Raw genomic sequence first — 1,797 nt, forward strand, 5'->3', positions numbered from 1 at the left:
TGTTACAATCCAGATATAACCTGTTTAGAGGAGGATATAAATGACTATTATAAACGTGACTGATTAAAATTTTGAACGCGAAACAGATAAAGATATTGTTTTAGTAGGTTTTTGGGCAAAATGGTGTGGTCCTTGTAAAAGATTATCCACGGTGCTAGAAGAATTTGACACAGAAATGAAGGGGAAAATAAAGGTTGTAAAAATAGACATAGATAAAAATAAAAAAACTTTTCATAACTTTAAAGTTATGAGTATACCAGCCGTATTCGTATTAAAAGATGGTCAAGTAGTCTATTGAGCACTTGGATTCAGATATAAAGAGGCGTTAGTAGAATTAGTATCAAAACAATTCTAGTAGACACTTAATAAAATTTTTTAACCTTAGCTAACTTAATCCAAAAATACTATGACAATGTTATTCATAAAGTTGAAAATAAACTAGTTTGATGCACCATAACCCAATACCATTAAATATTTTGAATATACTCCCAAAAAATCATTCCTTAATTTTTATGAATGTTATTTTTCACTAATGGTTACTAAATTAAGAGAAGCACCAATTGGTTAAATAATCGTACCTATAAACCCTAAGTACATTACATAGTAAAAAATATTATTTTTTAACATAATGCACACTCATTTTTATTTTCTATTGGTACTTTTCTCTCCAATATATCGAAATAACAATTCATTTAATTTAACTTATGACTTTACTTGCTTCAATTACTACACTTAATTTTTTATAAATCATCTAAAAAATCACTGGTAACTTGCCTAACCCTCTCATTAAGTAAGTAGGACGCCAAGACAAAGTTTCCAAGTCAGCATTAAGTCTAATATTTGGTACTCTTTTCAATACTGTATTGATAGCAATCTTTCCCTCAAGGCGAGCTAGGGAGGCCCCAAGACAATAATGAATTCCCATACCAAATGCTAAGTGATGATTATTACTTCTTGAAATATCTAAATATTCAGGATTAAAGAATTTCAGCTCGTCGCGATTAGCTGAAGCTAAGGACACCACGATCATATCTTCTTTACGAATTAGTTTGTCACGAATAAATAAATCTTTGCTAGCCCACCGATTTGTTGCTAGTTCAACTGGACTATAGAAACGCAACAATTCTTCAACTGCAGAGTCAATAAGATTAAAATTGCTTTTAAGTTTTTCTAGTTGCTCCGGAAATTGTAATAATGCTAAAATTCCATTACCAATTAGGTTAACTGTTGTTTCATGCCCTGCAATTATTAATAAAAAAATCATGGAACATATTTCTTGTTGTGTAAGCTGGTCTTCTTCAGATTTAGTATAAATTAATTTACTAATAAGGTCATTTTTAGGTTGTTCTTTCCTTTTCATAATTAAAAATTGAAGATAATCAGAAAAAGCCTGGAATTCCGGACGCGCATCTTTCATTTTACTTGGAAAATTACTTGCCTCCACTAATGTATTAGACCATTTACGAAACACTTTATAATCACTTTCTGGTACTCCCAAGAGACTTCCAATAACTGCAATCGGGAGTGGGAAGGCGAAGTCGTCAATTATATCCATTTCTCCTTTATATTCAACTTTATCTATTAAGTCTTGAGAGATATCTTCAATTTGCCTGCGTAAAGATTTAACTGTTCTAGAACTAAAAGCTGTATGAACAACTTTGCGTAATCTAGTATGATTAGGTGGATCGGAGTTTAACATGTGATTTGTTAACAAATCTTTTTCTAGATTTGGTAACATTTTCTCTATTTCTTTCGGCTTAAAAAGCTTATATGGATCTTTTATAAATTGATTATCTT

The 1,797-nt window shown here is 30.7% G+C and carries 1 protein-coding gene and 1 pseudogene; one reads left to right on the forward strand and one right to left on the reverse strand.

Features of this window, described 5'->3' with window-relative positions; translation table 11 throughout:
• Positions 1-40 precede the first annotated feature (40 nt).
• A pseudogene (locus KVT27_RS23100) lies at positions 41-298 on the forward strand (thioredoxin family protein).
• Between the two features lie 453 nt (positions 299-751).
• On the opposite strand, the gene KVT27_RS23105 reads toward KVT27_RS23100, so the two are convergent.
• The coding region (locus KVT27_RS23105; protein WP_254636256.1) for a cytochrome P450 family protein at positions 752-1,797 on the reverse strand (1,046 nt) is incomplete at its 5' end.

This window comes from Lysinibacillus sp. GbtcB16 (genome assembly GCF_019091145.1).
Taxonomy (GTDB): Bacteria; Bacillota; Bacilli; order Bacillales_A; family Planococcaceae; genus Lysinibacillus; species Lysinibacillus fusiformis.